At 68.3% G+C, this 24,637-nt stretch carries 30 protein-coding genes; 15 read left to right on the top strand and 15 right to left on the bottom strand.

Translation table 11 applies throughout. The annotated features are described in order from the left end of the window. Positions 1-123 precede the first annotated feature (123 nt). The 3 genes from ABH928_RS15430 to ABH928_RS15420 form a co-directional block, all read right to left on the bottom strand. Positions 124-1,137, bottom strand: coding sequence for a tyrosine-type recombinase/integrase (locus tag ABH928_RS15430; RefSeq protein WP_370066484.1), 1,014 nt, complete (start codon positions 1,135-1,137; stop codon positions 124-126). A 422-nt stretch (positions 1,138-1,559) separates the two neighbouring features. Further along, on the bottom strand, positions 1,560-2,084 hold the full coding sequence (locus ABH928_RS15425; RefSeq protein ID WP_370066482.1) for a hypothetical protein: 525 nt from the start codon (positions 2,082-2,084) through the stop codon (positions 1,560-1,562). Between the two features lie 140 nt (positions 2,085-2,224). Beyond that, complete coding sequence (locus tag ABH928_RS15420) at positions 2,225-2,842, bottom strand: helix-turn-helix domain-containing protein (RefSeq protein WP_370066480.1); 618 nt, start codon at positions 2,840-2,842, stop codon at positions 2,225-2,227. A 268-nt stretch (positions 2,843-3,110) separates the two neighbouring features. On the opposite strand from ABH928_RS15420, the gene ABH928_RS15415 reads away from it, so the two are divergent. The 3 genes from ABH928_RS15415 (at position 3,111) to ABH928_RS15405 (ending at position 3,900) form a co-directional block, all read left to right on the top strand. After that, positions 3,111-3,305 carry a helix-turn-helix transcriptional regulator gene (locus ABH928_RS15415; protein WP_370066478.1) on the top strand — a complete coding sequence of 65 codons (195 nt, stop codon included), beginning with the start codon at positions 3,111-3,113 and terminating at the stop codon, positions 3,303-3,305. Positions 3,306-3,313: 8 nt separating this feature from the next. Then, positions 3,314-3,541, top strand: a complete 228-nt coding sequence (locus ABH928_RS15410) for a hypothetical protein (RefSeq protein WP_370066476.1) — start codon at positions 3,314-3,316, stop codon at positions 3,539-3,541. Positions 3,542-3,696: 155 nt separating this feature from the next. Beyond that, the gene (locus tag ABH928_RS15405) at positions 3,697-3,900 is read left to right on the top strand and encodes a hypothetical protein (RefSeq protein WP_370066474.1); all 204 of its coding nucleotides are present in this window, start codon (positions 3,697-3,699) and stop codon (positions 3,898-3,900) included. Positions 3,901-4,139: 239 nt separating this feature from the next. On the opposite strand, the gene ABH928_RS15400 is transcribed toward ABH928_RS15405, so the two are convergent. The 8 genes from ABH928_RS15400 to ABH928_RS15365 form a co-directional block, all read right to left on the bottom strand. Continuing rightward, complete coding sequence (locus ABH928_RS15400; protein ID WP_370066472.1) at positions 4,140-4,385, bottom strand: hypothetical protein; 246 nt, start codon at positions 4,383-4,385, stop codon at positions 4,140-4,142. A 158-nt stretch (positions 4,386-4,543) separates the two neighbouring features. Beyond that, positions 4,544-4,999, bottom strand: coding sequence for a hypothetical protein (locus tag ABH928_RS15395; RefSeq protein ID WP_370066470.1), 456 nt, complete (start codon positions 4,997-4,999; stop codon positions 4,544-4,546). A 32-nt stretch (positions 5,000-5,031) separates the two neighbouring features. Continuing rightward, entirely contained in the window at positions 5,032-5,253 is a 222-nt protein-coding gene (locus tag ABH928_RS15390; protein ID WP_370066468.1) for a hypothetical protein, read from the bottom strand. 18 nt (positions 5,254-5,271) lie between these two features. Next, on the bottom strand, positions 5,272-5,610 hold the full coding sequence (locus tag ABH928_RS15385) for a hypothetical protein (RefSeq protein WP_370066466.1): 339 nt from the start codon (positions 5,608-5,610) through the stop codon (positions 5,272-5,274). 130 nt (positions 5,611-5,740) lie between these two features. After that, entirely contained in the window at positions 5,741-6,742 is a 1,002-nt protein-coding gene (locus ABH928_RS15380) for a C40 family peptidase (RefSeq protein ID WP_370066464.1), read from the bottom strand. 281 nt (positions 6,743-7,023) lie between these two features. Beyond that, positions 7,024-8,235, bottom strand: coding sequence for an MAB_1171c family putative transporter (locus ABH928_RS15375; protein ID WP_370066462.1), 1,212 nt, complete (start codon positions 8,233-8,235; stop codon positions 7,024-7,026). Next, positions 8,228-8,767: a hypothetical protein gene (locus ABH928_RS15370; RefSeq protein WP_370066460.1), complete on the bottom strand. Its 540-nt coding sequence runs from the start codon at positions 8,765-8,767 to the stop codon at positions 8,228-8,230. Before ABH928_RS15370 ends, ABH928_RS15375 begins: the two co-directional genes overlap by 8 nt. A 148-nt stretch (positions 8,768-8,915) precedes the next feature. After that, positions 8,916-9,380, bottom strand: coding sequence for a helix-turn-helix domain-containing protein (locus ABH928_RS15365; RefSeq protein ID WP_370066458.1), 465 nt, complete (start codon positions 9,378-9,380; stop codon positions 8,916-8,918). 314 nt (positions 9,381-9,694) lie between these two features. Between ABH928_RS15365 and ABH928_RS15360 the strand changes: the two genes are divergently transcribed. From ABH928_RS15360 to ABH928_RS15315, 10 genes are all read left to right on the top strand, one after another. After that, a complete protein-coding gene (locus tag ABH928_RS15360; RefSeq protein ID WP_370066456.1) occupies positions 9,695-10,006 on the top strand; it encodes a hypothetical protein in 312 nt (103 codons plus the stop codon). Between the two features lie 24 nt (positions 10,007-10,030). Further along, positions 10,031-10,786 carry a hypothetical protein gene (locus tag ABH928_RS15355; protein ID WP_370066454.1) on the top strand — a complete coding sequence of 252 codons (756 nt, stop codon included), beginning with the start codon at positions 10,031-10,033 and terminating at the stop codon, positions 10,784-10,786. Between the two features lie 109 nt (positions 10,787-10,895). Then, on the top strand, positions 10,896-12,665 hold the full coding sequence (locus ABH928_RS15350) for a hypothetical protein (RefSeq protein ID WP_370066452.1): 1,770 nt from the start codon (positions 10,896-10,898) through the stop codon (positions 12,663-12,665). Continuing rightward, complete coding sequence (locus ABH928_RS15345; protein ID WP_370066450.1) at positions 12,662-14,203, top strand: SCO6880 family protein; 1,542 nt, start codon at positions 12,662-12,664, stop codon at positions 14,201-14,203. The genes ABH928_RS15350 and ABH928_RS15345 overlap by 4 nt, the downstream gene beginning before the upstream one ends. Then, positions 14,203-15,693: a VirB4 family type IV secretion system protein gene (locus ABH928_RS15340; protein ID WP_370066448.1), complete on the top strand. Its 1,491-nt coding sequence runs from the start codon at positions 14,203-14,205 to the stop codon at positions 15,691-15,693. The genes ABH928_RS15345 and ABH928_RS15340 overlap by 1 nt, the downstream gene beginning before the upstream one ends. A gap of 1 nt (position 15,694) precedes the next feature. After that, positions 15,695-17,506 carry a type IV secretory system conjugative DNA transfer family protein gene (locus tag ABH928_RS15335; RefSeq protein ID WP_370066446.1) on the top strand — a complete coding sequence of 604 codons (1,812 nt, stop codon included), beginning with the start codon at positions 15,695-15,697 and terminating at the stop codon, positions 17,504-17,506. Next, entirely contained in the window at positions 17,503-18,288 is a 786-nt protein-coding gene (locus tag ABH928_RS15330) for a DnaB-like helicase N-terminal domain-containing protein (protein WP_370066444.1), read from the top strand. The genes ABH928_RS15335 and ABH928_RS15330 overlap by 4 nt, the downstream gene beginning before the upstream one ends. Next, positions 18,285-19,118 carry a hypothetical protein gene (locus ABH928_RS15325; RefSeq protein WP_370066442.1) on the top strand — a complete coding sequence of 278 codons (834 nt, stop codon included), beginning with the start codon at positions 18,285-18,287 and terminating at the stop codon, positions 19,116-19,118. The genes ABH928_RS15330 and ABH928_RS15325 overlap by 4 nt, the downstream gene beginning before the upstream one ends. Next, positions 19,115-20,149 (top strand): DnaB-like helicase N-terminal domain-containing protein, encoded by a 1,035-nt coding sequence (locus ABH928_RS15320; protein WP_370066440.1) that lies wholly within the window; start codon positions 19,115-19,117, stop codon positions 20,147-20,149. Before ABH928_RS15325 ends, ABH928_RS15320 begins: the two co-directional genes overlap by 4 nt. A gap of 11 nt (positions 20,150-20,160) precedes the next feature. Next, on the top strand, positions 20,161-20,409 hold the full coding sequence (locus ABH928_RS15315) for a hypothetical protein (RefSeq protein WP_370066438.1): 249 nt from the start codon (positions 20,161-20,163) through the stop codon (positions 20,407-20,409). 83 nt (positions 20,410-20,492) lie between these two features. On the opposite strand, the gene ABH928_RS15310 is transcribed toward ABH928_RS15315, so the two are convergent. Beyond that, the gene (locus tag ABH928_RS15310; protein WP_370066436.1) at positions 20,493-20,954 is read right to left on the bottom strand and encodes a hypothetical protein; all 462 of its coding nucleotides are present in this window, start codon (positions 20,952-20,954) and stop codon (positions 20,493-20,495) included. Further along, positions 20,951-21,796: a Scr1 family TA system antitoxin-like transcriptional regulator gene (locus ABH928_RS15305; RefSeq protein ID WP_370066434.1), complete on the bottom strand. Its 846-nt coding sequence runs from the start codon at positions 21,794-21,796 to the stop codon at positions 20,951-20,953. Before ABH928_RS15305 ends, ABH928_RS15310 begins: the two co-directional genes overlap by 4 nt. Before the next feature lie 209 nt (positions 21,797-22,005). On the opposite strand from ABH928_RS15305, the gene ABH928_RS15300 reads away from it, so the two are divergent. Continuing rightward, positions 22,006-22,416, top strand: coding sequence for an ATP-binding protein (locus tag ABH928_RS15300; protein ID WP_370066432.1), 411 nt, complete (start codon positions 22,006-22,008; stop codon positions 22,414-22,416). Between the two features lie 164 nt (positions 22,417-22,580). Here ABH928_RS15300 and ABH928_RS15295 read toward each other — a convergent pair whose 3' ends face one another. Together ABH928_RS15295 and ABH928_RS15290 are read right to left on the bottom strand one after the other, a co-directional pair. Further along, a complete protein-coding gene (locus ABH928_RS15295; protein WP_370066430.1) occupies positions 22,581-23,429 on the bottom strand; it encodes a hypothetical protein in 849 nt (282 codons plus the stop codon). After that, entirely contained in the window at positions 23,410-23,610 is a 201-nt protein-coding gene (locus ABH928_RS15290; RefSeq protein ID WP_370066428.1) for a hypothetical protein, read from the bottom strand. Before ABH928_RS15290 ends, ABH928_RS15295 begins: the two co-directional genes overlap by 20 nt. 184 nt (positions 23,611-23,794) lie before the next feature. On the opposite strand from ABH928_RS15290, the gene ABH928_RS15285 reads away from it, so the two are divergent. Then, positions 23,795-24,541 (top strand): class I SAM-dependent methyltransferase, encoded by a 747-nt coding sequence (locus ABH928_RS15285; protein WP_370066426.1) that lies wholly within the window; start codon positions 23,795-23,797, stop codon positions 24,539-24,541. Positions 24,542-24,637 lie beyond the last annotated feature (96 nt).

Genomic DNA, 24,637 nt, shown 5'->3' with positions numbered 1-24,637 from the left:
CTCTTGTAAGGCGGTGCTCATCGCCCGGCTTGGGCCGGGAGGCCCGACAAACTGCCTGGTCAGAGGCCCTTCCGTCGAGACGATGGAAGGGCCTCTGTCGTTACAGCACGCATTCAGCACGCATCAGGCCGCCGAGGCGAGTCCGCCGGTCTCCAGAGCGGCGAGCTGCTCGGCGAGCTGCTGGGCCTTCCGCGCCGCCTTCTCGGCCTTCTTCCTGGCCTTCTCCAGCGCCTTGGTCCGCTGGGCGTCGAGACGGTCGGAGACCTCGTCCAGGCGGTCGGGCCAGAGGTGACCGTACGTGTCCAGGGTCAGCGTCGCGGTCTTGTGGCCGAGCATGGTCTGGACCACCTTGACGTCGGCTCCGCTGGCGATCGCCAGCGAGGCCGCAGTGTGCCGAAGCTTGTGCAGGGTGATTCCCATGTCGCCCAGCCCGGCCGTTACCAGTGCGGTCTTGTAGTGCCGGCGCATGAAGTTCCGGTACATCAAGACACCGCCCAGCGGAGCAGTGAAGAGATATTCCTCCGGGTCTCTCTCGGCGATTACAAGTGCCAGCTCCTTCACTAGGAACGCTGGAATGGGAACCGACCTTCGCTCGTGATTTTTGGTGCTGTCCTCAAGATAGAGCTTGCCTTTGTCGGAACCCCAGGCTTGGGCGATTCGAACGCGCCTGGTTTTCAGGTCAACATGCTTGATCTGAATGGCCGTCACCTCACCCCATCGGACACCGGTGTAAGCCAGGAAGAGAATGAGAGGCCGGTATTCAGCACAGGCTTCTGCAAGCGCTTCAACCTGCACATCGGTCAAGTAGATGTGTTCGGCGGGCGTGTACCGGGGGAGCGGCACCCCGATAGCAGGGTTGTATGCAATTTTCTTCGTCCGTACTGCGAATCCGAGGACGCCCTTAAGGACAACCCAGATCTTCCTGATGGTCGCCGCGCTCAGAGGTGAAGCAGCGGCGACGGAGTCCGCCATGATGTTGCCCAGCCAGGTCACGATGTCTTCGTGCTGCACATCGGCAACCGCGGTGGTGCCCCAGCGGGGAATGACGTGGAGGTCCAGGACGCCCCGATACCGGGCGCGGCTCGATCGACGGAGATCGACCTTTGAGGCGAACCAGGCTTCGGCGATCTCGGCCACCTTGGTACGTCCGGCCCGAGGGTCTCGGTACGTTCCGAGACCAAAAGAGCTCTCGACTTCGGTTCGCTTGGATTCGGCGTCAACCTTCCGAAGGAAGGTGAGCATCCGCTCCTTCCCGCTCGGGTCGTACCAGCGAACTCGGAATCGGCCCGGAGGCTTGCGCCCAGTCGTCTTCGCCTTCGCGACGGCCTTCTTATAGGCGGCGTGGTTAATGCGGTCTTCTATCCATACGCGGGACATAAATCACCTGGATCTGGTTTGCAGTGTTCATGGTCATATCCATTCCTTCTTTCTGCCCGTTTCGAATGAGCGGCTTCTGCCGCATTTCGGGTTGCATGGTTTGTGTTGGGCCCGCACTTGCGCCGGAGTGGTGGCCGCTCCGGGTAGGTGGATGAGTCAGGGCCCGGTGCCTGCGCTTGGGATCAGGCCGGCCGTGGGATCGGCCGAACGCCGAGGGCAGGGTTGCTGGCCAGGTGTCCGTGCCGGACGCCAAACTCCAAGGCACGCTTGAGCGTTGCCAGGATGCCGTTGATCGTGGCGAGGCTCAGGTGACCCTCGGCGCGAAGCGCCGAGACCAAGTGCTCAATGTCCGCTCGGGTGATCGTGATGGCGAGCTTGGCCCCGAGGCGCGGCAGTGTGTGCAGGTCGAGCGGTCTGCGGTTGGGCAGCCTCGGCGGCGCGAGCGGCCGGGTGGGCCTCACCGGCATTGCGGACCAGAGGTCGACCAGACGGTTGAGCGTCAACGGAGCCCGGCCGTACGCGATATCGGCTTGTATGGCTCTCGCAAGGTCCCGAGTCGCCACGCTCAAGCTGCGGAGGTGGCCTGTCTCGGTGCGCCAGCGGATGCGGTAGCGGGCCGGCGGCGTGCGGCCAGCCGTACGAGCACGCGCGACGGCCTTCTGGTAGTCCGCGTGCTTACCGCGGTCCTCGATCCGAGCGTGGAACATGGTCTTCTACCAATCGTTGATGGGTGCATGCCATAACATCGCCTCTTCTCTGCCCGTGCGGATGCGGGACCGGTTGGTCGCGCAATCGGGTTTGCTGAACTGGCGTCGCGGCCGTGCCGGACGCCCGTGTGGTGTAGGGCCTACTTCGCGCTGGTCTCGCCTGGCCTCAGCAGCGCGGCAAGCTCCTCCGGGCTCGCGCCCGATTGGACGGCGGCGTTGATCTTCTCCAGGGTCGCCGCCATCTCCGAGTTGAAGGACTCGGCCAGCGCCGCGGCCCGGTCCTGGAGCACGGAGCGGGTGAGGTCGGCGATGGCCTGCTGACCGTCGTTGGCCGGCATCCGCTGGAGAGTCGCCGAGTAGAACTGCCGAGAGTCACTCTCGGGCAGCGCTCTCTGCCCGCAGAACCACTCCATCAGCAACTCCGGGTCGCTCACTGCTAGTTCGGGAGTCAGCTGGAGCTTCGTCCCTGGCTCGGCGCTGTCGGGCAGGCCCAGCAGGTGGACTGGAGCGATGTCCAGTACCACCGCCAGGACCACGACTTCGTCGATCGACAATTCGCGCCGTCGAAAGCCGTCCGCACCTCGGCGGCCGGTCTCGATGTTGCTCAGCGCGGGGGCCGTCAGCTTGGTCGCACCAGCCTCATGGCATGCGGCTGCCAGTTGTTTCGTGGTCCACCCGCGTCGAGTGCGGGCTTCCTTCAACCGGAGCGCTGCCGCGTCGCTCACCGACAGGGTCGGTGGAGCCGAGCCGCTGGACATCTGGCCTCCTTGCTCGTCGTATCGGCGACTCTACCCATCATCTCTCGATTGTGCAATCGACAAGCGTCGGACCCGCGCTGCCATGTCGATTCGGCAAGCAGCTCGCCAGTCTCCTCGCCGAACAGGTCTTTGGGCTTGCATGTGCGTCGAATCGACAAGTTCATGCGTCGCATTGACAACTCGGCCAAGTGTGGTTGATGCTCATCCCGGTTGTTCAAACGACGACTCTGGTTGTCGAAATGACGAACGAGATGAGATGTGAGTACTCATGAGTACGGACAGGCTGTGGACTTTGGACGAGGTCGCGACGTTCCTCGGTGTGCCGAAGCAGTCGGTGTACCAGATGAACTGGAAGGGCACCGGCCCGCGGAGCTACAAGGTCGGGCGGCACCGGCGGTACGACCCAAGCGATGTGCGGGCGTGGCTGGACACCCGCTCGTCCGACGCCGGGAGCAACCGATGAAGCGGCCGATGACCTCTGCGGATGAAGCCTGCCGCCGCCCCTGGTGGTCGTTGGAGCAAGCCGCCTCCTACCTCGGGATCACAGCCGCCGACCTGCGGTATCTGGGCACGGTCGGCATCGGCCCCAGGTACATCGAGACGTTCGAGGCGCGGAAGTACCGGCCGGCTGACGTCCGGCTGTGGGCGGCCACCGGTCTCACGCGCGACAGCCGCGGTTGGAACGGGGAGGCGCGTTGACCGGCGATCAGATCGCCCGCCTCTCCGACGGATCACCTCCCGGCCCGAGCGGACCGAACGGGTCGTCCCGGCCTCCCTGAACGTGAGTCCGTTCAACAGGCGAACGCCGGGCCTCCGCCGGGAGGACCGAAGACCAACCATTGCAGGAGCTCATCATGCAGACCTTCACCCACGACCGTTACGCGGACCAGCCGCCGCACGCCTGGATCGGCCGTCACTGGATCTCGACCGCCAAGGACGGATCGGGAGAGTACCTCCGCGGAGTGATCATCGACATTCGCCCGGGAGGCGTGAGAGTGAAATGGCCGTCCTCGACTGAGTGGGCTGCCACCGACAAGGGCAGCCTCGCCAGAGGCTGAGAACAGACAGAAGGCCGGCGTGCCCCCACAGTCCTACGGTGGGGCGCGCCGGCCTTCTGCTGTGCCGGTCTTGAGAGTGGTTCAGCCGTTAGCGCCAAGGAATGATCTCGGGTTCCGGCGCATGCTGGTGGTGCGCCCCGGCCTCGGCGGAAGTGCTGGCTCTGCTAGTGAGCGCCCGAGCGCCTGAGCGCCCGGCACGGGGCGTCAGCACCGCAGGCGGTCCTTCAGCTGATCACTTCTCAGCCGCTTCCCCAGATCACGCACTCGGTCTGGTGGGCCGTGGTGATGACAACAGTGCCGCCGATCGAGATCCGCCGGGTGCGGGTGACCGTGCAGCAGCTCGGCAGAGGCTCGGGCGGTGCGGGGCGCGGGACCTCGGCGCTGGGCCAGAACAACACGGCGTCGTCCCCCGGCTCGCGCAGCGTGGTGCCGAGCGCGGCAACGCGGGAACGGCGTCGGCTCCTTCGGGGTCCTCGTCGGTTCATCGCCCCAGGATGCCCGGACGAGACGCTTGGTGGGGTTGGCTTTCACCCGCTTGCGCGTACGGCTTTCACCAGGTGGCACCAGAGACGCTGGGGCAGCCGGGCGATCTTCGCCTGGCTGCCCCCTTCGTCCCGCTGACCAGGAGTTCCAGTCGGCATTCTCAACGGCGGCGCCACCACAGCGCGCGGCTGCGGGGCCGATCCGGGGCGGCCGGCTCGCTGACGGGCTCGCGGAGGGCTGCGATCGTCTCGGCGTCCCAGCGGGCGCGGTGGGGAGCCCGATCCCAACTGGTGGATGGCGCCGCAGTGACGAGCACTCCCTCTCCGATGTCGTCAGCCAGGGTGAAGCCGGAGTTCTGAAGCTCGGTGGTCAGCATCTGGGAAGCCAGGAAGAGCGCCGTCGTGGCGCTGATCCGGTCCGACTCACACAGCCGCACCGTGAACGGGACCGTGGGCGGGGTGAGCGGCTGCGGGCCAAGGTTCCATGTCAGGACGACGCCTTCGGCTCGCGTGCCGAGGGCGAGGCCAGTGGTGCCGGGCTCGGTGAGCGTGTATCCGACGTCGTGCAGGGCCGTGCGAACTGCGTCGTACAGGTGCTGGTGGTGCTGGTCATACATACGGTGAGCCTCGCTGCTTCGCTCGCGATAGTTCAGAGGGTGTCGCGCATCAAGGCCACCACGGCAGTGCCGTACGACCGGGCCCTGGCCCAGACTGCATGCTCGTCCTGGCCGGCCTGTCGCCACTCGTCCAACCGGTCCTCCCCGACGCGCATCCCGAGTCGCGGATCAAGCAGCAGGCGGACTTTCCAGCCGGTCTTCAAGCTCAACCGTGGGGTGGCCGGTACCGATGTGCCGGACTGTTCGGCGGCCACAACCTGGGAGTGCCAGGTTCACCGGCGCAGGGCGGAGCGCCACTGCACGAAGAAGATCAGTGTGCACACTGCCAGAACTGCCGTGATGGGCTCCTGCATCCACCTGGTGTCCGACTCCGTGCGGCACAGGATCAGCGACACCGCAGTGCTAGCAGCCCAGGCGACCCAGTAGCCGTAGCGCTGGCTACCGGTGATTCGCCAGGCGACCGCCGCAGCGCTGAGCACCAGGCCGGCGGATGGCCAGAACAGCCAGGACGAGCCCAGCAGCGCCAGGGTGGCACACATCACGCTGCCGCCGACCAGGCCAGCTATTAGCCGGAGGTTCTGGCGCAGTTCCACCTCGCGGGTCTGCCTCACGGTCGTCTCCTCTCGGACGCTCCATCAAGGGCCCATCCCGCTGGCGTCATGTGTCACAGCTCAGACAAATCATCCGGGCACCCACACATCGTCGCAGGTTGCTGCGGTTCTGGATGACAAGCCGGATCGCCTACGAGGGGACGATGCGGCGGAACGCGACCGCCTGCTGGTCCCAGTAGCCGCCACTGAAGTGGGTGATCTGGATGTCCTTGCCTGTGCGGGGGGCATCAAGGACGAGGTCTGACCCCAGGTACATGCCGACGTGGCCGGGGTTGGTGGGGGTGCCGTCGGAGCCGGCCACGAAGATCAGGTCGCCGGGCTTCAGTTGGGCGGCAGAGTAAATGGGCGTTCCGTCGTACACCTGCTCGTACGTGGTGCGGTGGATCGTGATCCCGGCGGCTTCGTAGGCCCGCATCATCAGGCCGGAGCAGTCGTAGCTCGGATCTCCGGTGCCGCCCCACTGGTAGGGCATGCCCCGCTTGCTGATGCCGAACTGGATCGCCGTGACGACCTGCACCGGCGTGCCGACCGGAAGTGAGAACCCGGCGGGGAGGGCAACGGGATTGGTGATGGCCTGGCCGTTGCCGTCCCCGGTGGCGCCAGCACAGTTCGCCGCGCCACCGCTCACGGTTCCGACCAGTCTCTTCGCCAGGTCCTCCCACTTCGCGTAGGCGTCCGGGTAGGCGCTTCTCTGTACGCGCTGGGCGGCCTGCGTAACCGAAAGGGCTTCCCAGCCGGGCACCTTCACCAGGGCGGCGAAGAACGCCTTCGATGCGTAGACCGGATCGACGAGCTGGGCAGGAGAGCCCCACCCCTGCGACGGGCGCTGCTGGAAGAGGCCGACGGAGTCCAGGTCGCCGTTGGGCCTGTTGATCAGGGTGCTCTCCTGCATGGCGGTGGCGATGGCGATCACCGCTGCCTGCGGTGGCAGTCCCAGGCCGCCGGAGACCTGGTAGATGATCGCGGCGTTGTTGATCTGCTCACTGGTCAGCGACTGGCCGTCCGCGGTGATCGTTCCCGGCGCTACGGGTGTCACACAGCCCACGCCCCCCACGTTGAGGGTGGGGGTCACGGCGGAAGCGCCGCCGGCCGTAAGGGCGATGCTGATGACGAGGCCGAATGGGACAGCCACGCCAGCAGTGCAAGCCTGCACGATCTTCTTCACGAGCCACCCCTACGCGCGGGCCCGAGACGCGGCTGCTCGGTACGAGAAGCAAGACCGCCAAGGCCGTTGATTTACTCCAGCTAATTCTGAGTCGGCCAACCATAGGCTCACGTCAATGGCGCGGGTCAACTGGAATCAATGTGATTCCTGATACATGGCAACTGGAGTGAAGATCGCCAGGCGGATCGCGACCAGCCGTCGGGGGAGAGGCTGGTGGGGCGAGGCGCAGGTGCGGCCGTGAACGCGGTTCAGTGGTGTGCAGGGCCAGCCGAGACGAGCGAGTGCTCCTGGTGCCGTTCGAGGGCCACCACGGCATTGCGTACCGCCGCGCTCTTTCGCGCGGCAGCGACCCGTCGCAGCCACCGCGCCTCGTCAGCGAGTTCGGCAGCCCCGTGAGCAGGAAGGTCCGCAGGGCCGCTCTCTGGAGCGGCGCCACGTTCCCGCGCCCGCAGTCCGAGCCCGATCCACACCGCCTGTGCCGCCGCCTCGAAGTCGTCGCCGCGCAGGCCGGCCGCTGACAGGCTCGACCTGATTGCCCGCCAGTCCTCGCAGCTGACGTACTGGCGAAGCAGCAGCGCGGCGTCTCTGATCTCGATCGTTCGCCGCAAGAGGCGGATGCTGAGGTACCGGACCCTGGTGAGGTCATCGAGGAGAGTCGGGGGTGTGCCGAGGACGACGCCGGGGACCGCGGTAGTCAGCTCGCTCCAGAGAGGCCGCAGGGCGAGCAGGTTCCGGATCTTGCTCAGGTTGTGTCGGCCGGCTTCCACCGTCGGTACCGAGATGCCGAGCACCATCAGCAGGACCGCGAGGATCAGGGGCGCTCGTGTGACGAAGAGCGCGAGGTTGTTGCCGCCAGGGATTCGAAGCCCGACCATCCAGGCCGTGAAGAGCGCGCACCGCCCCACCGTGAAGAGCGAGCCGGCCAAGGTGCCAGCCGTCATCAACCAGATGCCCACGTTCAGGCACCGGGAGGTAGCTTTGCCAACTGCTACCCACAGCATGCGGCTTGCGGCGATCATGGCGTACCCGAAGTAGACCTCGAAGGTCCCTACGGCGATGATCGCGGCTTTGTCGCCCTCGGCGGCCACGACGAACTCGCGGGCCTCCGGGCACGGGGCGGCGATGAACAGCACAGCAAGCAGTCCGATCGCGGTTGCCGCGAACGGCCGGCGAAAGCGGAGCATGCCGCTTGCGCTCGCTGGCGGGCTCACGGCAGCCACCCAGTCCAGCATGGCTGCACCGGAGCAGATGCCGAGGCTGTAGACGATCAAGCCTGACAGGTTGGCGATGCCGGCGAACCTGTCGGTGGCTGCGATTGCGGTCGGCAGGTGGGCGGTCATCGCCAGGCCGAGCCAGAGCAGTGCCCACCAGAGGGAGCGCTTGATCGGTGAGCGCCGAGCGCACGGAAGTCGCCAGATCACCACCAGCCACAGGAGGGCGATGGCGACCTGCTCAACCACAGCGTTCGTCCCGGAGGGGATGACCGAGTGCCTCGCCCAGGCGGTCGATGAGCTTGGAGGGCTTGCCGTCCACGCGGGCGTGCCCGAGACCGGCTCGCTCGATCAGGAGCGAAGCGACCATCTCGGCTTCGCGCTCCTCGATCTTTGAGTAGCTGTGCCGGGTCGCGAACATGTGCGCCAGGGCCGCTGGCTCCAGATCCGGGAGAGCCTGGCGCAGTGCTGTTGTGTCGAGGACTTCATCGGGGTAGTGGTCGCAGAGCATGTGACCGACCTCGTGAAGCGCGATGGCATCGCGGTGAAGCGGTGAGGTGCTCTGCTCGACGTAGATCTGGTCCTCGTCGTCCAGCTTGGTCCACCACCCATTGGGGAAGCCGTCGCCGGCTGCCAGCCCAGGCACGAGGAAGAGCTGGATGCGTCGGCCGCGGTGTTCGCCGACCGACGCCAGAAACTGGGGCAGATCAAAGGGCTGGGGAACTGGCAGTCCTCGGACCCGCTCGTAGCAGGACGCGCGCAATCGCCTCAACTCGCGCATACAAGCCCTCCAGTTGCCCCCGGGCTCCAGGTCGCTGCAATGGCACAGCACCTGGCATCTCGCCCGGCCGTCAGTCAGCGTATGCGAACGATCGCGAAGGGTTGGCCGGAGGTATCGAATTGTGACGGTTCTGTGGGCGTGGCGATTGTCACTCGCTGGGCGTCTCGGCTTGATCGTCGCCGTCTGGGAGGCCCTCGACGGCTCGCGCCGCTTCGATCATCTGCGCGATGCCGGCCAGGCCGCGGGCTGAGAGGCCGTCCGCGCGCAGGACGAGCTGTCGAACCCCTTCATCGCGCAGTGCCGAGAGGACCCTCAGTTGCTCGTTGGTCCGCTCGGCTGCCTCGTCCTCGTAGAAGTACATCGGCGAGACGCCGAAGAACTTGGCGATGGCAGCGAGCCTGCTGTGCGTCGGGTCGGTGCGCTTGCCGGTTTTCAGTTGCCACAGGTAGGTGGCCGACAGCACCTGTTCGCCAGCATCGGCGTTGATCCGCTCCGCGACTTCGGCGTTGCTGTACGGGCCGCGGTCGGCCGGGTGGACGACCTTGAACAGGTGGTCGAGCCGGGCGGCGATCGTGCTCGGCTGCTCCTGTGCCGGTGTTCCTTCGTCGGTCATGGTGCCGGTGGACCCCCTCTGTGGACGTATATGACGACCCCTCATCGTCGCGCACAGTGACACTCATTAGCCAGTGTAAACAGAGAGTGTCGGCGTGAGGCTGATCACAGTGATTCTGGTTGACGGGGCGTATTCACTCCTGCGTATCTTTGCTCATCACCTCGTTAGCCAGAGTAAATCGCAGCTGTTCAGCGCGCGTACCTCGAAGCAAGCGGGCGATCCCTCACCGTCCGCCTGTCCGCTACTGCGGAGGCGACTTCCCGTAGCCGAGCCGGCCCCGCCGAGCGACGGCGCGCCCGCACTAGGAGTCCGGCTTGTCCACCTACCTGCACCTTGCCCAGTCGGCGCACACCTTGCTCGCTGATATCCAGAATCCCGCACCGGCTGACCCGACCAACGGCTCGAAGGGCGCGAACCTGCTGCTTTCCTACGCGAAGTGGGGAGCGCTGATCGCGTGCGCCGTGGCCGCCGTCGTCTCCGGTGGCCTCATGGGCATCGGCCACCTCAGCAACCGGCCGGACAGCGCGGAGAAGGGCAAGCGGGCTCTGGTTTGGTCCCTGGGTGGCGTCATCGTCACTGCCTGCGCGATCCCGGTGGTCAACACCGTCTTCGGCGCAGCGGCGTAGCAGAAACGTTCCTGCGAGCAATCAATGAGCAATCAGTTTCTCGACCGCCGCCCGCGTCGCAGGCTCCTCCCGCTCCTCCTTCTCGCGGTCGTCGGCCTCCTGGCCTTCGTCGCCGTTGGCGTGGCGATCGAATCCGGCGGTGCGCCACGTGGGCCCAAGATCTACACGCCGCCGGCCGCGATCCCACCGCCTGGCTCGGTGACTGGGGTCGGTCCGAGCGGGTCGCCCGCACCTGGCAACACCGGCCCGCTCCAACTCGTCCAGGGTGACAAGTTGATCAACGGCGTCTCCGTCGGATACCCCCACTCGATGATCGGCGCGGTCTCCGCCGCCGTCGAGTACTGGCGCCAGATCGGTTCCACTCTCGACCCCGACCGCGCCGCCGCTGTCGGCCGGCTGGTCGCCGATCCTTCGTGGTCCGACGCACCGCAGCAGCTGGCTGCCGGACCCACCGGCGCCCGCAAGGCCCTCGGTGTGGCGACGGATGGGCCCGCCCCGGCGGGTGCGTCGGTGATCCTCGCGCCAGTCGAGTACCAGCTGCGCTCGGTCTCCGCCGACAACGTCCAGGTGCTGCTGCTGGCCACCTACACCACCAGTTCGCCGGCCCAGGGGCCGCAGACGCGCATGGGGGTCTACCCGCTCGACCTGCACTGGGCGGCCTCCGGCGACTGGAAAATCCCGGCCCCGTCCGGCACCGACACCACCGACTACAGCAGCCTCGTCGCCGAGCCAGGGTCCGTCCAGGCATCGGTGAAGGGCTGGCAGGAGTTGAAGCGATGACCCCGGCCCGCACAAGCACCAGCAGCCGGGAGGCGACATGCCTTGCGGTCTGAGCGATCCGGTCAGCTGCGTCACCGGTCCCATACTCAACACGGTCGCTGGAGACGCCGTGAGCAGCATGGCGTCCTCGGCGTGGAACTCCATCTGCAAGTCCTTCGCTGACGCGTGCACCGAAGTCCTCAAGGCGTTCGCGAACGCCTTCGTGAAGATCCCGCCCATCGACCTCTCGGGCCACGGCATCCGCAGCGTCTACGCGATATCCCTCGGCCTCGCGAGCCTCATCGCGGCGCTGCTCCTCATCGGTCAGGTGATCCGGACCGCCATCACGCACGACGGCTCCGCCCTGGCCACCGCCTTCGTTGGCGTCGGCAAGGCCGCCCTGGCCTTCATGCTCACTCTGACCATCGCCTCCACCGCGCTGCTCGCAAGCGACGAGACCACCAAGTTCATCGTTGAGAGCACCTTCGACAGTCAGCAGGCGTTCAGCGACAAGATCGCCAAGCTGATCGCGTGGAGTCCGGGCAACAGCGCATCGCTTCTATTGATCTTCGCGATCCTCGGCATCCTGCTCACCATCGTCCTGTGGTTCGAGATGCTGATGCGCAACGCCGCCATCGCCGTGTTGATCGCCACCTCGCCGATCTCGGCAGCCGGCCAGGTCTCGCAGTCCACGAAGTCCTGGTGGAGCAAGCTGGTCAGCTCCACCGTCCAGCTGATCATCCTCAAGCCCATTGTGGCCCTGGTGTTCGCGCTCGGCTTCGGCCTGGCAGGTGACTCGCAGGACCTGTCGAGCACGCTCTCTGGCATGCTCGTGCTGCTGCTCGCAGCTCTGGCCTGGCCTTCCATCGCCCGGTTCTTCACCTTCGCCAGCGTGCAGGTGGGCGGGGGCGCTGGCCTTGCCGGGCTGCTCGGCTTCGCCGGCGGTCGTCTCAGTGCGGGCGGCGGTCCGGCGTCCGGCCCCTCTCCGGACACATTCGGCCAGGAGAGCGCCAGTCGCACGATGAGCAGCTTCGCCAGCAAGGGCGGAGGCGCTGCCGGTGGAGCAGCTTCCGGCGGTGCTGGGGCGGCGGCCGGAGGTGCCGGCGGTGCGGGGGCGGCGGCCGGGGGTGCCGCTGCTGCTGCCGGGCCGATCGGCATAGCCGCCGCTGCCGGTGTGAAGCTCGCCCAGCAGGCCGTCAACTCGTTGGCGGGCGGCATGGAGAAGATGGCCGGACACGCGGGCGTGCAGGGCGCGAATCCGTACGCGGCTCAGCCGGCCGGGTACGTCAACCGGCATGCGGGCGCTCCGCTGCCCACCAGCGGAGCCAGAGCGGACCAGTCGAAGCCGGACTGGTCTGGCCAGCAGGAGCAGCAGGAGCCGCAGGCCGAGCCGGTGGAGCCAGCCGGACAGCAGGCGGACCACCAGCAGGCACTCCAGGACACCACCCCGGAGCTGCCGGTCGCTGGTGCTCCGCGCAGCGACCCGCCCACGATCGAGATGCCCCCGGTGCCCGCTGGTCCGCCGACCGGTGCCACAGCCGCCAGCGCCGCACCCCCGGCAGGTCCCGCACCGCAGAGCGGCCCCGTACCGGGCCCCCCGCTCAGGGCACCCCAGCCCGGCAAACCGGGCACCGCCCCGTCGGCGTCCGGCACGGCGGCACCCACACCGACCCAGGCCCCCACGACCCGGCCGGCCTCCGGCGCAGCCCCGATCAGCGCCACCCGGCCAGCCCCCAGCACGCGGCCCGCAGCGGTCCAGGACCACGCGGCACCCGCACCAGCACCGGCCCCGTCGGACCGCCCCAGTGCGTCCCGACCCGAGGCCGCCCCGGTCGAGCGCCCCACCGCACCGCCCGCCACCACCACCCCTGACCAGCCCGAAGGAGGCGACAAGTCATGACCACCGAGACGGCTCCCAGCCGCACGTACTTCGGCTGGCAACAGGAGAAGGTCGCCTTCCTCTTCGGACTCAGCGTCCAGCGAGCCGCCATGCTCGGCGGCGCCGTCCTCGCGGCAATCTGGCCGTTCGCCATCTCGTACGTCCGGGCCGGCATCGTGACCTGGCCCCTTTCCCTTCTCCTCTTTCTACTCTCGTTCGTCCGGATCGCCGGCCGCACAGTTGACGAATGGGCGGTCGCCTTCGTGTCCTTCGAAATCCTCCGCTTCCGTGGGCAGAATCGCTTCCTCTCCGGTGCCTTCGCACCACGCAAGGCCGGTACGGACGAGCCGAAGATGGACCTGCCCGGCATCCTCGCCCCGCTGACAATCCTGGAAGCGGACGGCGGCAGCGGCGACCCGATCGCAGTGATCCACCACCAGTTCGACCGCACGTTCACGGCGGTCGCCCGGGTGCGCTTCCCCGGCATCGGCCTCGTTGATTCCCAGCGTCGCGAGCAGCGAGTGGCCAGCTGGGGCGAGCTGCTCAACAGCCAGTGCACGGAGGGCAATCCGATCATCCGGATTCAGGCGCTCCAGCGCCTGGTCCCGGAGTCCGGCGCCGCGCTCCAGCGCTGGCACACCGACCACGTCGCCACCGACGCGCCCACCGTCGCGGTGGACATCACCAGGTCGCTGCTGTCCACCGCCACCCTGGCCACCAGCCAGCGGGAGGCATACCTCGCGTTCACGATGGACGCCGCCCGCGCCGCCGGCCCCATCAAGGCGGCCGGTGGCGGCAACGCCGGAGCTGCCGCCGTCCTGGTTCGCCACCTGCGGGCCCTGACGTCCTCGATCGCCTCCGCGGATCTCCAGGTCGAGAGCTGGCTCAACCCGCGCGAGCTGGCCGAGGTCCTGCGGACCGCCTTCGATCCGGACTCCAGCCGGATGCTCGCAGAGCGACGGGCAGCGGCCACGGCAGCCGCGTTCCGCGGGCACGAGGTCCCCTTCGAGGCAGGGGTGGACCCAGCTGCGGCAGGCCCGTCCGCCGCTGAGAGCTGGCGCGGCCGGTATGAGCACGACGGCGCCGTGTCGGTCACCTACGCCGTCCTCAACTGGCCCAAGAACAAGGTGTACTCGACCGCCCTCGCCCCGCTGCTCGGCGAAGGCCAGTACCGCCGAGCGTTCAACCTGCACATCGAGCCCCGCGGCCCCCGCGCTGCCGAGCGCGAGGTAATGCAGGAACGCACCGCCCGCGAGGTCGCAGTCAGCATGCGACACAAGACCGGCCAGATCATCCCGGAGCACGAGAAGCAGGCCCTCCGCCGCGCTGAGGCCCAGGACGCTGAACGGGCCGCCGGCCACGGCCTGGTCCGCTACACCGCCTACTGCACCGTCACCGTCACCAACCCGGCCGAACTCGAAGACGCCTGCGCTGCCTTGGAGGCCGACGCCAACCAGGGCCGGATCGAACTCCAGCGGATGTGGATGGCCCAAGACGTGGGCTTCGCCCTCGGAGCACTGCCGGTCGGCATGGGTCTGCCCAAGAAGCGGGTGGCGTGATGTTCCGCCGACGTACCGCCGACCTCCCCGTTCTCGACCTGACCGAGGTGCTCGGCCGACCCGCCCCGGTAGCACCGAAGCCCGCGGCGGCGAAGAAGCCGAGGCAGCGCAAGGAACCGGTGGCGCCCCGGCGCGGCTACGCCCGCCCGTACGCCGGACGCGCGCCCAGGATGCCGAATGCCCCGGTGTTCAGGGGCAGCACCGGCCAGGTCCAGGGGCTGTACCCCTGGCTGTACGGGGCTTCCATGCCCCCGGCCGGCGCCTACATCGGCGTTGACTGCCTGGCCGGCGGGGCGTTCAGCTGCCACCCGATCGAGTGGCTGCACCGAGGGCTGATCACCAATCCCAACCTCTTGGTGACCGGCGTACCGGGTACCGGCAAGTCGGCGACCGTCAAGGTCCTCGCGACCCGGCTCGCCGCCTACGGCGTGCGCACCTTCGTGCTGGGCGACATCAAGAACGAGTACGCGCCGCTGGCCCGTGCGTTCGGCGTCGAGCCGGTCGAACTCGGCCCCGGGCTCCGGAACCGCCTGAACCCCTTGGACGCCGGCCCGTTGGGTTCGAACCTGCCCTCCGACCCGGAGGAGCTGCGCGAGCGCCTGGACGAGGTCCACCGCCGCCGGATCACCCTGCTCTCCTCCCTGCTGGTCATGCGGCTCGGCCGCAACCTGACGCCCACCGAGGAAGCCGCTCTCTCCCTCGCCATCCAGCACGCCTCCGGCCAGGCCACCGGAGCCAGCCACCTCGTAGACCCGACCATCCCGCAGGTCTGGGCCCTGCTGCGCGACCCGCTGCCCGAGATGGCCGAGGACCTGCGTGTCCGCGACGCCGACGTGACCGAGTTGCGGGAGATGATCCGGCCGGCCGCCGACGCGCTCGGCAACATGGTCCGAGGCAGTCTCTCCGGGCTGTTCGACGGGCCGACCACCGTGAGGCCGGACTTCGACGCGCCGATCCAGACCGTTGACCTGTCCCGGATCGACGGCCGCGGCGACGAGACCGTGGCCATGACCCTTGCGTGCGTGTCGAGTTGGGGCCAGGCGGCAATTGACGAGCCGGGCGGCCCCGTGCGCCTGGTCGTCCGCGACGAGCTGTGGCGCGCGATGCGAGTCCCGGCGATGATCCGCAAGCTCGACTCGGACCTTCGTCTCTCCCGCGCCCAGGGCACCATCCAGGTCCTGAGTACGCACCGATTGGCTGACTTTGAGGCTGTCGGTGCGCAGGGCAGCGAAGAGGTCAGCATCGCCCGCAACCTGATCGCGTCCTGCGACGTGCGGATCTGCCTGCGCCAGGACACCGCGCCGCTCGCCATGACGAGGGACGCGATTGGCTTGACCGACACGGAGTGCGCGCACATCGCCTCCTGGAGCGGCGAGCAGATCGGCCGCGCGATCTGGAAGATCGGCCGGACCTCCAGCCATGTGGTCCAGACCATTCTCAGTCCGATCGAGCGCCAGCTGTACTACACCAACGAGCGGATGGCTGTGTGAGATGGCCGCCGCCTCGAACTCCACCGTCGCCCGGCGGCCGGTGCTGGACGGCCCGTCGGACTACCTGATCGTCCTGCTGATCATCGCGGTGGTCACGGTCACTGCGGGGACCTGGGCCACCGGCCAGCTCGCCGGGCTGATCACCCACGCCACCTGGCCCGCCGTGCCGTTCGGCGACGCCTTCGCTGTCGCCAAGCAGCTCCCTCACCACCTGGACGACCCGAGGTCGGCCTGGCCCGCGCCGGTCCGCCGTGACCTGCCCGGTCCGGTCGGCTTCGCCGTCGCCAGCGTGATCGTCGCGTGCGCGGCGATCACGGCGGGTGCCTTCGCCCTGCGCCGTCTGCGCCGCAGCCGCTCGGTGCGCGGCTTCGCGTCCGCCACGCAGCTGTCGAAGACCCTTTCCACCGCGGCAGTCGTGAAGCGCGGGACCATCGTCCGGCCCTCCCTTAAGGGCCGCCGATTCACCGCCGACGACGTTGCGGTGCAGCTCGGCCGGACCATGGCCGGGATGCTGCTGTGGGTCTGCGTCGAGAACTCCGTGCTGATGCTGGCCGCCCCACGACAGGGAAAGACGAGTCAGGTGATCATCCCCTGGATTCGGGCCTGGCACGGCCCGATGCTGGTCACCAGCGTCCGCGGCGACGTGCTGGACGCGACCGCGCTGATCCGACGCGGCCTCGGCCCGACCCTGGCGATGGCGCCGACCGGCATGGTCGAGTGGCCGGACCAGGTGCAGTGGTCACCCACCAGCGGCTGCGAGAACTTCGGCAAGGCGATGCAGCGGGCCGACCTCATGGTCAAGATCGGCAAGAGCGAGACCACCGACAGCTCCGGCGCCGGCTTCTTCGGCGCCACCGCCACCTCCCTGCTCGCGGGTTGGCTGCACGCCGCAGCGATCGCCGGCCGCAGCATGGAGGACGTCCTGCGCTGGGGCTTCAACGCCCACGTGGAGGAACCGATCAAGCTGCTCGCCGAGTCCCACCGCGCGGAGCCAGGCGTCGCCGAGATGCTCGACAGCCTTTACCGGAACCCGGGCGATACCCGCGCGAACTTGTTCGCGACCGTCCAGACAGCCCTCACCCCACTGTTCTCGCCGCTGGCCCGCGCGACCTTCGTCCCCAAGGCCGGCAACGGCATCGACATCGAGGACTGGCTGCGGAGCAACGGCACCATCTACCTGCTCGTGGACAAGGAAGAGGCCACCGCACTCGCCCCGCTGATCAGCGCATTCGTCTCCGAAGTCTTCGGCACCGCCAAGCGCCTCGCCGACCGCTCACCCGGCGGCCGACTCGACCCGCCGCTGGGAGCACTGCTGGACGAGGTCGCCAACATGTCGCCGCTGCCCAACCTCCCCGACCTGATGAGCTTCGCGGGCGGTTCGGGCATCTACGTCGTCGCGGTGCTCCAGAACATGGCGCAGGCCCGCAAGACCTGGGGACGCGACGGGGCGGAGATGCTCTGGGGCAGCTCCACCGTCAAGATCGCCCTCGGCGGCCTGGGCGGCGACGAACTCGAAGAGTTTTCCAAACTCGCCGGGCTCTACCGCGAATCCCTGACGACCTACCAGAGCGGCAGCCACGGCACCACGATGCAGACCACCCTCCAGGACCGCAAGACCGTTACCCCGGACGAGATCCGCACCCTGGACGAGGAGCGTCGCGAAGCCCTGGTCATCCACGCCACCACCCCCATCACCAAGATCCGCATGCAGCGCCACTACGAAGGACCCGACCGCAAGGCGTACGAAGAGAGCATCGAGTGGTCGCGGCGCTACCGCGCGGGCGAACTCGACCCCCACGAGGTCGCCGCGTGACCCCGCGACCCGCATGGAGCGGGCGTCACGCCGAGCCGCGCTCCGCCGCCGACCGGCGCTGGGAATCCCGCTTCGACCGGCGCCACCACCAGGGCCTGCTCCGCCGCCCCGAGCCCCCGATCGACTGCACCCTGCGGTGGAGCGGGCCGGTTCGCGGAATCGACGGCGCGCTCTACCACGCCGGCGAGGACCACACCGGCGCCCCGGTGGTCGTCGTGTTCAGCCCCGGCTACCAGGAAACCGTCCCTGCGCTGTGGCCGACGGACGACTGGGCCGACCACCGCGCCCTCACCGAGGGCCGGTTCCTCCCCGTGAGCACCTGGCGGCCCTCGCGGGCCGACCACGAGGACCTGGTGCTGGCCTACCTCGTTCAACGCCCGCGCGAACTGGCCGACCTCAGAGGGTGGGTGCCGGTGGACGCGTTCACCACCCATGTTCGCTACGGCATCTACGAGGCGATGCTGGCACTGCACGCTGACGCCGAGCCGGTCACCCCCGCGACCATCGTGGACCGCGTCCGCAGGAGCACCGACGAGCTGTCTCCCCGCCTGGCGCGGCTGGTCACTGACACGATGGACACCTCCGCCTACCTGCGTCGCCTCAAGGTCACCCCGAGCACGTCGATCGAGGCACTCGACGCCGCCGTGCACCTCGTGATCGCCGACTGGAATGCGGTCTCGTTGGCCGACCGCGCAGACACGAGGCACCAGCTCACCCGGTGCCCGGACACCCTCTCCGGAGCCACCCGCATCCTGCCCGCCCAGCTCCAGGATCAGACATGACCGAGCCCGCGATCACGCCGATCGGCAGGGTCAAGCACAGGCCGCACGCCCGGATTCGACGCCTTCGCGGGCGCCGCGCCGACGGCGCGCCGACCAGCGGCACCAACTCCGCCAGCACCGAGGCGAGTCCTCGCACCAGGCTGGTTGAGTGGCACTCGATGACCGGGCCCGAGCGCATCGCGGCCTGGGGCGGCCTCTGTGACTGGGTGACCTGGCTCCACGACCGATACGAGCTGGCGGTGGAGTCGAGGCTGCCGCAATGCTGGGCCGAACACCCGGGGCTGATTGAGGAACTGTGGGCGCTCAAGGTCTGGCGGGAAGAGATCTACGGAGCCGGCCCCGAGCAGCAGGTCGGCCAGGCTGCCCGCTATTGGCATGCCGAGCTGCGCACGGTGGTGGCGAACGCGACCACCGTCTACGCGACGGCCTGCCGAACTGGGCACCGAAGCCCGGAGTTCAGGGCCGCCGAGACCCCGGACCTCCAAGAGCGCTGGACCACCGCCGATCCCTGGGCCGGGATTCCCAGCCGCCTGCTGGCTGCCCACGCGGACACCGCCGAAGCCGGTAGTCCGGACCGCCTCACCGCGGCCCAGATGGACGACGCCCGGGCCCGCGGCCTTGCCGCGCCGATCAGCCCCGGCATCCCCGAGTACGTACGGTTCGCCGACGCCTGGTGGGCCGTCGAGATCGGCGGCGCCTGGCTGCGCATCGTCACCGAGGAGCTGCTGGAGCGGCTCGACGACGCTGCTGCTCGGATGGCCGCCGCCGATGACGCCGCCCGCCGCTACAGGGAAGCCACCACCGGAACGAAGTCGAGGACGAACCGATGACCCACCCCAATCTCGTGCTCCGTGCCGAGCAGGCCGTCATCGGCTCGGCGCTACGCGACCGCCAGCGCTTGGACGACATCGCGTACCTCACCCCGGACCGCATGGCCCACCCCACCCACCGCGCCGTGCTGACCGCCTTGATCGAGTCGCGCACCAGCGACCCGACGGCGACGCCCGCCCGGCTGCCGGAGCTGATCGCGCAGCGCACGGCCATCACCGGAGTGCACGCCGACTACCTGCGGCGCCTCGCCGACGCCGCGCCGCAGCCGCGCAACATCGCCAGCTATGCCCGCATGGTCCAAGAGGCCGCCGTCCGCCGGGACCTCGCGCTGCACGTTGACCGGCTCCGTTCGACCGCCTCGGGCCTGCACGGACCAGACCCGGTGCTCGACCGGCTCACCCAGGCGATGCGCCGTACCGAGCAGACAGCTCCGGTGGCCAGGCTTAACGAGCCGGCCCCGCCTCCGTACGAGTCTTGGCCGCAGCCGGCCGGCGAGCAGCAAGTCCGGGTCGAGGTCCGCCTTGAGCGTCAGGACACCGTGCTCGCGGATCTGCTCCAGCACCCGGAGCAGATCCGGGAGGTCAGCAGTTGGCTGTACCCGGAGGTGTTCGAGGAAGGTCCGCGCCGTGAGGTCTACGAGGCCATCGTGGTCGTCGCCGAACGCGGCGAGCCGGTCGATCAGTTGACCGTCGAGTGGGAGGTCTACCGGCAGGACCCCCAGGCATATGAGGTGAAGGTGGAGGTGAGCGTCGAGGAGCGCCCCGACTACCTCACCCGCCTCGCCACCACGGCCGTCATCGTCGGTGCCGCAGTCGAACTCTCGGGGGAGATCATGGCCGAGGACATCAGGGCAAAGCTCGCCACCGACTTCGGCAACATCGACGCCACCACCCGCACACCCGGTCCGGAACTCAAGGCGAGCCTTGACGTCAGAGCGACCACGGCGGCCCCGCGTCAGGAGCCGGCGCCTCTCTTGCAACCGCCGCCGGTGCAGCAGACCCCCGTCATCCAGCCGAACATCCGGCCGTGAGGGGAACCGCGATGACCAACTCCGAAGTGGGCATGCTGGCAGACCTCAGCCACGCAGCCATGGACGCCGCCCTCGCCGACGGGACTGCTCAGTACCTCAGCGAGACGATCCGCGACTTCGCCCGGTATCGGGAGTCCTGGTGGATCTTCGACAGGGCAGGTTGGTGGGAGGTCACCCGAGCCGACGTCGCGGCCGGACTGGACCTGATGGAGGAGAACATGCGCCTCGCGGACCTGGCCGTGCAGCGCCACACCGGTTGAGCAGAGCCGCCCCCGCACCAAAGCCGAACGGTGCGGGGGCGACGCCGCGTTCCGTGCACCGTGACAGTGGCAGCGCGCGGGGCTTAGAGGGCGGCCGTGCCTTCGGTGTGCTCGGCGTCGTAGAACTCGGCGAACTCCGGCTGGCCGCCCTCCCAGGCGCGGTGCACAGCGGACCACTCCTCCTGGTTGAGGACGAGCTTGTCGTCCGCGTGGCCGTCGGCGTCGTCGCTGAGTTCCACGCCGCCGTCCGGAAGCCGCCTGATCGTCAGGTTGAGCGCGACGCCCTCGGTGGTGCCAGCGTCGTAGAACTCGGCGAACGGCGGCTCCTTCGTCTCGAAGGCGCGGTGGACAGCCGACCACGTCGCCGGCGTCAGACGAATCTGGTCGTTCTCGTGGCCGGGCTTGTCGTCGCCGAGTTCCACACAGCCGTCACGGAACCGCTTGATCGTCAAGCATCCGGTGTTTCCGTTGGAAGCGAACGACTTCACCCGGGCCGTGATGCTCTCGGTGCCGTCGTGGGCGTAGGGGTCGTGGGACATCGTCACAGCCAGTCTTTCAGACGTCGGTGCAGGAGATCGTTGGACTCTTCGGGCGAGAGAGCGAGCGCGGACAGGCGGGCCCAGGCTCGCTTGAAGCGGATCTCTTCGCGCTCCGACTCTTGCACAGTCCCTGCGGTAAGTGCCTCGGAGAACACATACGTTGGTGAATCTTCCTCGTCGAAGCTGTACCGCTTGACCCGGAAGAATACCCTGCCCGCTGCACCCGACGTCTTGGGGATGACGCGTAGGACAACATGACCTTGGGCTGTCAGGTCCTTGAGCAACGTCAACTGGGGAACCATCACGTCCGGGTCGGTCGAGCGCTCGAAGGCCGACTCGTGGACGATCGTGTGCACGTGCAGGGGTGGGTTATCGAACAACCGCTGCTGCCGGCGTCGATGGACTTCCAGCCACAGCTCCGCCTCGTCGGGGCTCGGCTGCTTCCAGTAGTACTGGGCGTTCTCCCGACGGGCGCTCGGGTGTTGAAGGAGGTAGCCAAAGCAGTCGTCGTCGATCTCCTCCAGGAGAGCCGCCTTGGCCTCGACCTCGATCTCACCGACCATCTGGTGATCGAGGATCTCGCGGAAGGGCGCCCACCAGTGGACCTTGGCCGCGCTCTCCCGCAGGTTCAGCAGACGCTGCCGGCGCGCCCCCTGAACGTCGTAGCCGTCGAGCAGGCGTTCCAGGGATCGCTCTGGGATGAGCTTGACGCCGTTCTCCCACTTGCTGATGTCGCTGGCGTCGAGCCCGGTCGCCGTGGCCACCTCGCGCAGCAAGCGTGTGCCACGGAGGGCTCCCAGCTCAACGCCCAGGGCGCCGGCGGCGATCGGTGAGAAGTGCGGGGGCACTCGATCCTCCCTTCTGGCTGACCGTCAGTCTCCTGCGCCGAGGGGGGCGTTGCAAGATTCGAGACTGACCCATTGGGTTACCCATTAGGGTTGCGCACGCGATGTGACCGGGTACACACTCGTCATCACTACGCAGCGCGGTCATCGCCCCACCATTGGTGATCATGTCGTGCACCTCGACAGCTGCACCCCACGCGATGGAGGCAGTCGTGCTGGCCCTGGAAGACAGACACGCTCACGTATTCGCGTCGAGCCAGTTTCCCGCAGCAGAGCTGTCCGTCCCCAAGGCCCGCCGGTTCGTCAAGAGCGCCTACGAGTGCTTCAAGGTGCCGACGGACACCGTCGAACTGATCGTCAGCGAACTCGTCACCAACGGAGTTCAACACACCCAACGTCCCGTACGTGTAACCCTGTTCACTCCTTCGAGTGGCTTGCTCCGCATCGAGGTTGCGGACACCAGCTCCGCGCCCCCCAGGCGACGGCAAGCCAGCCCCGACGACGAGAGCGGCCGAGGGATGGAACTCACGGAGGCGCTGTCCGAGTCGTTCGAGGTCGCGCTCATCCCCGGCGGGAAAGTGGTCTGCGTCTCGATCGCGGTCGAGGAGGCTTTCCCCACATGACCACCGGATTAGTAGCGATCGGGGTCGTCAACCCGTCTCCGGACGAGGCCCTGAATGCGGCGACTCGCCTGCTGGATGCCATGGACCAGCAGCACCTCAAGCGCTTGATGCTGCGCCTCGGGGAGCGCATCGGCGCGGAGGTCACCATCGACGGCCAGTGGGGCCTACCGAATGTGCTTGGGACCGATGCCCTGTGGGAGGGCGACGCCGGTCAGTCCACGTGCGCAGTCGGCAAGGAGGGGCGCCAGCTCCGGGTAGTACCCGCGGTCAACCGCTTGGAGCATCTCCGCCAGGGCGATCAGTTGGCCCACTCGCCCGGCGGGGGACTCCAGAACGTCCGCGAACTCTTGGCGGATGCGGTGTGCGACGGCGGGCACCAGCAGGCTGCTGACCCACAGGACCGCAGGGTCGTAGCCGACCGGCACCAGGCCCCAGCGTTCCCAGTCGAGGATCTTGAGCGGCGCGGCGGTCAGGTTGGCCCACTGGAGATCACCGTGCCCGGTGGTCCGCTCGATTTCGGCTGGGGCCGGGATACCGAGGTACTTCGGGAAGACCTCTTCGACCCATGTCTGGCGCAGAGTGATCTTCGTGCTCGGTGCTTCCGCGATGCCAGCCAGCGCGTTCCGCAGCCCGGTCCACCAGCCGTCGTCCAGGCCGGGGTCATCGCGGAGGTCCGGGGTTGAGGAGACCGCGGAACCTACCAGGTCGAAGACGTCCGCCTGGTAGAACCAGCCGGCCTCCGTCCAGTCCACGGTGTCGTGGAGCCGGGGGCGCGGGACGAATGCAGGGACGAACTGTTCAGCGCCGAGGGCGCCCTGGCCGGTCGGCCGGGGCGCCCGGTGACGGCTGCTTCTGGAGACCCGGAGCCAGTTGTTCTCGGACCGGCAGCCGATGGTGGTTCCGGAGGTGCCGAAGACTGGTGGTTCGGTGCACACGAGGCCGAGGAACGCGGCGGCTTTCTTGTGCGCTGTCGTCAGGTTGTGCCGGGTGTCGTCATCCGGCTGAAAGGACATCGAGCACCGTCCTGAGTCGCTCGTCGGGGATCGGCTGGGCGAGAGCTGCCCTGGCATCGTCCCAGTGCTGGCGGGTGCCGGTCGAGGTGAGGACGACGTCGAGCGCCAGGCACGCGCCGATGAGCTGGAACGCGGAGTTGTCGACCATCTCGCGCCCCAGAGGTCCGTAGTATTCCTTCATGCGTGGAGAGTTACCCGCAGTGCTGTATGTAAGCCCCACCCGAGCACGTCCAGCACGACGCCTGTGCCCCCGTTCGCGAAGGCAGTGCATCGCAACGGGGCTGTTCAAGACCCCACCCCAACACATCGGGGGATGCCCTACGCCCCGCGTGAGGCATGCTTCCTTCCACGCGCCCGGAGAACAGATGAAGGATGAATCACCCGCTGCGGACGACCTGGCAGCAAGCAAGGAGAGAAGCTGGCGCGAAGCAGCGGTCATCGACGCCGCCTTCACCTCCGGCGACCTCGACCAGGAGGGTTGGCACGAGGCCGTCCGCGCGCTCATCGAACCCGCGTACCTGGCTGCCGACAATCCCCGGGCCCAGTCGGGGCACAGCGGAGACGCGGCCCACTGGGAGCGCGCCCGCAGGCTCCTGGTCCGGGCGCTGCCGGCGTCCGGGGGCGACTTCCTCGACGTCGGCTGCGCCAACGGCCACCTCATGGAGACACTCACCGCCTGGGCTACTCAGGACGGCATTCACATCGAGCCATACGGGGTGGAGATCTCCGAGGCCCTGGCCGCGCTGGCCCGCGAGCGCTGCCCGCAGTGGAGCGGCCGGATCTGGCACGCGAACGCGATGGGCTGGGAGCCGTCCCGCACCTTCGCGATCGTCCGCACCGGTCTGGACTACGTCCCACCCCAACTGCGCGGCGCCTACGTCGAGCACCTGCTGACCCGGGTGGTGGCACCCGGTGGACGGCTGATCATCGGTGTCTTCAACGAGGAACGCGACCAGCACCTCCTGGAGCGTGAAATCACGGAGATGGGCCACCGCGTCGGTGGGCGCGTTACCGCCCCTCACCGCCACCCCGCCTTGCTGTACAAGGCGTTCTCGGTCGAGTCCCCATCCGCGCCAGGCTCCGCCCCTGCGGCATCCACGGAGGGGTGCTGAGGCTGGAGTCCGGCAACGGGGCGAAGCGGCACGAGTGGCGGATCGAGGAGCGGGGGTACCTCACCGCGGTTGGGGCGGCTAAGTAGGGATTAGGTC

It is taken from the genome of Streptacidiphilus sp. MAP5-3 (genome assembly GCF_041262505.1).
Classification (GTDB): Bacteria; Actinomycetota; Actinomycetes; order Streptomycetales; family Streptomycetaceae; genus Streptacidiphilus.
The sequence above is the reverse complement of the archived record's forward strand: the minus strand, read 5'-3'. Positions and strand labels throughout refer to the sequence as shown.

Coding starts and splice junctions, on each gene's coding strand:
- ABH928_RS15425 (WP_370066482.1), bottom strand. CDS start 2,084: ATGTTCCACGCTCGGATCGAGGACCGCGGTAAGCACGCGGACTACCAG.
- ABH928_RS15420 (WP_370066480.1), bottom strand. CDS start 2,842: ATGTCCAGCGGCTCGGCTCCACCGACCCTGTCGGTGAGCGACGCGGCA.
- ABH928_RS15415 (WP_370066478.1), top strand. CDS start 3,111: ATGAGTACGGACAGGCTGTGGACTTTGGACGAGGTCGCGACGTTCCTC.
- ABH928_RS15410 (WP_370066476.1), top strand. CDS start 3,314: ATGACCTCTGCGGATGAAGCCTGCCGCCGCCCCTGGTGGTCGTTGGAG.
- ABH928_RS15405 (WP_370066474.1), top strand. CDS start 3,697: ATGCAGACCTTCACCCACGACCGTTACGCGGACCAGCCGCCGCACGCC.
- ABH928_RS15400 (WP_370066472.1), bottom strand. CDS start 4,385: ATGAACCGACGAGGACCCCGAAGGAGCCGACGCCGTTCCCGCGTTGCC.
- ABH928_RS15395 (WP_370066470.1), bottom strand. CDS start 4,999: ATGTATGACCAGCACCACCAGCACCTGTACGACGCAGTTCGCACGGCC.
- ABH928_RS15370 (WP_370066460.1), bottom strand. CDS start 8,767: ATGCGCGAGTTGAGGCGATTGCGCGCGTCCTGCTACGAGCGGGTCCGA.
- ABH928_RS15365 (WP_370066458.1), bottom strand. CDS start 9,380: ATGACCGACGAAGGAACACCGGCACAGGAGCAGCCGAGCACGATCGCC.
- ABH928_RS15355 (WP_370066454.1), top strand. CDS start 10,031: ATGAGCAATCAGTTTCTCGACCGCCGCCCGCGTCGCAGGCTCCTCCCG.
- ABH928_RS15345 (WP_370066450.1), top strand. CDS start 12,662: ATGACCACCGAGACGGCTCCCAGCCGCACGTACTTCGGCTGGCAACAG.
- ABH928_RS15340 (WP_370066448.1), top strand. CDS start 14,203: ATGTTCCGCCGACGTACCGCCGACCTCCCCGTTCTCGACCTGACCGAG.
- ABH928_RS15335 (WP_370066446.1), top strand. CDS start 15,695: ATGGCCGCCGCCTCGAACTCCACCGTCGCCCGGCGGCCGGTGCTGGAC.
- ABH928_RS15325 (WP_370066442.1), top strand. CDS start 18,285: ATGACCGAGCCCGCGATCACGCCGATCGGCAGGGTCAAGCACAGGCCG.
- ABH928_RS15320 (WP_370066440.1), top strand. CDS start 19,115: ATGACCCACCCCAATCTCGTGCTCCGTGCCGAGCAGGCCGTCATCGGC.
- ABH928_RS15315 (WP_370066438.1), top strand. CDS start 20,161: ATGACCAACTCCGAAGTGGGCATGCTGGCAGACCTCAGCCACGCAGCC.
- ABH928_RS15295 (WP_370066430.1), bottom strand. CDS start 23,429: ATGTCCTTTCAGCCGGATGACGACACCCGGCACAACCTGACGACAGCG.
- ABH928_RS15290 (WP_370066428.1), bottom strand. CDS start 23,610: ATGAAGGAATACTACGGACCTCTGGGGCGCGAGATGGTCGACAACTCC.
- ABH928_RS15285 (WP_370066426.1), top strand. CDS start 23,795: ATGAAGGATGAATCACCCGCTGCGGACGACCTGGCAGCAAGCAAGGAG.